Genomic DNA, 1,806 nt, shown 5'->3' with positions numbered 1-1,806 from the left:
GATCGGGACCGTGTTCACCCAGATCCAGTGGGCGAAGAACTTCGGTCGCGTCTTCACGACCGTGTCCCACTGGGCTTGGGCTTTCCTGCGGCCTCGGAGTCGTTTGTACTTGTTGCGCGACCACCGCATCAGGTAGGCGTTGATGCGGGCCAGGAGGGGATACAGCGCGGAGCGGTAGAACGCTCCGTAGTACCGCATCCAGCCTCGCACGACTGGGTTGATCAGCCGTGCGAGGTCGTGTTCGGAGGAACCCGTGCGATGGTGGAGCCGCCAGGCCCGCACCGTCGCGCTGATCTGTTTCAAGGCTTCCTTGCTGATCGCCGGATTGAAGCCACAGCGCATCAATCCGGTCTTCGTCCGCACTCCACGCGGCCGAAACGTGAACCCCAGGAACGTGAACGACGTGTGCTCGTGCGAGCCCCGTCGCCGGTCGTCCTTGCAGTACACAATCCGGGTTTTGCCGGGGTGTAGCTGAAGCCCGACCTCGGCCATCCGTCCCTTGATCGCCGCGAGCACTCGTTCGGCCTGCTCCAGGCTGGAGCAGTGCACGACGGCGTCGTCGGCATAGCGCTCGAACGCGACACCCCGAAATTCGCGGGACATCCAGACGTCGAACGCATAGTGCAGGAACAGGTTCGCCAGGACGGGCGAGATCGCTGACCCTTGCGGGGTCCCGCGGTCTCGATCCTGCAAGGTTCCGTCGAGCAGCGCCAGCGGGGCGGCAAGCCACCGCTGCACATACAGCACCACCCACGGCAGGTCGCAGTGCGCCTGGACCGCTTTCACGATCAGGTCCCACGGCACGGAATCGAAGAACTTCTGGATGTCGAACTCGACAACCCAGTCGAACTTCCAGCACCGCTGCCGGCAGGTCCCGACCGCATCCAGCGCCGAGCGGCGCGGCCGATAACCATAGGAGTCCGGGTGGAAGATCGGTTCGACCTTCGCCTCCAGGACCCCGGCCACGACCGTCTGCGCGATCCGGTCGGCCACGGTCGGCACGCCCAAGGTCCTCGTGCCACCGCCATGTGCCTTCGGGATTTCCACGGCCTGGACTGGAGGCGGGAAATAGGTCCCCGAGGACATCCGGTTCCAGATCTTATAGAGGTTGGCCTTCAGATCTTTCGCGAATTCCTCGATGGACACCCCGTCCACCCCAGCCGCGCCCTTGTTCGCCTTGACCTTCTCCCACGCCACCTGGACATCCCGTTTCGAAATCTCGAACGGCTTGCCCGGTGCTTTCAACTCGTTCACGCGACTCCTCCCGGAAACACTCCGGTTGATCGAACAAACGGGTCACGAACAACCCGGCCCCTTCGCTCCGGCCCCATTACAGGCCCCTCATCGCTACTACGGGCCAGTCCGCCAGCACGCCCGGCAACGGGTACTCTGACGCCGTCCTCGGGATGTCCCGAGGCTCGACTCTCCCCTGCTCGCCCGCCATGACGGGCTGGTATCCGGACGTGCTTTCTCCTGTTCCGCTCGGACGCCGCAGACCGGGCTCGCGCCACCTCCATGCCGGACACCGCCTGGCCAATAAGCGGACTCCCGCCAGGCTCTATCCCGGAGGCGTATTCACTCCCCGGTTTCGATGTCATCTGTTCTGCTTTCGACACGTCTTCAGTGGTTCACTCGCGTTCGCCTTCCCGGTCCCCACCTGACGCCTTTCCGACGCCTTTTTCCTCATTGCTCACCACGACGGTCTTCAGCCAACGCAGCATGAGGCGGTTTGAAGCCTCCCTCCGCAGGGCGGCTCCGAAGGGCCAAGACCTTCATCATCCGAGCAGCATCGCTCCAGATCATTCG

The 1,806-nt window shown here is 63.9% G+C and carries 1 protein-coding gene; it reads right to left on the bottom strand.

Annotated elements, in window-relative coordinates:
• On the bottom strand, positions 1-1,254 hold a 1,254-nt coding region (gene ltrA, locus GUY59_RS46935; protein ID WP_138208832.1), incomplete at its 3' end, for a group II intron reverse transcriptase/maturase.
• Positions 1,255-1,806: the final 552 nt, after the last annotated feature.

It is taken from the genome of Nonomuraea sp. K271 (assembly GCF_009908215.1).
GTDB lineage: Bacteria > Actinomycetota > Actinomycetes > Streptosporangiales > Streptosporangiaceae > Nonomuraea > Nonomuraea longispora.
The sequence above is the reverse complement of the archived record's forward strand: the minus strand, read 5'-3'. Positions and strand labels throughout refer to the sequence as shown.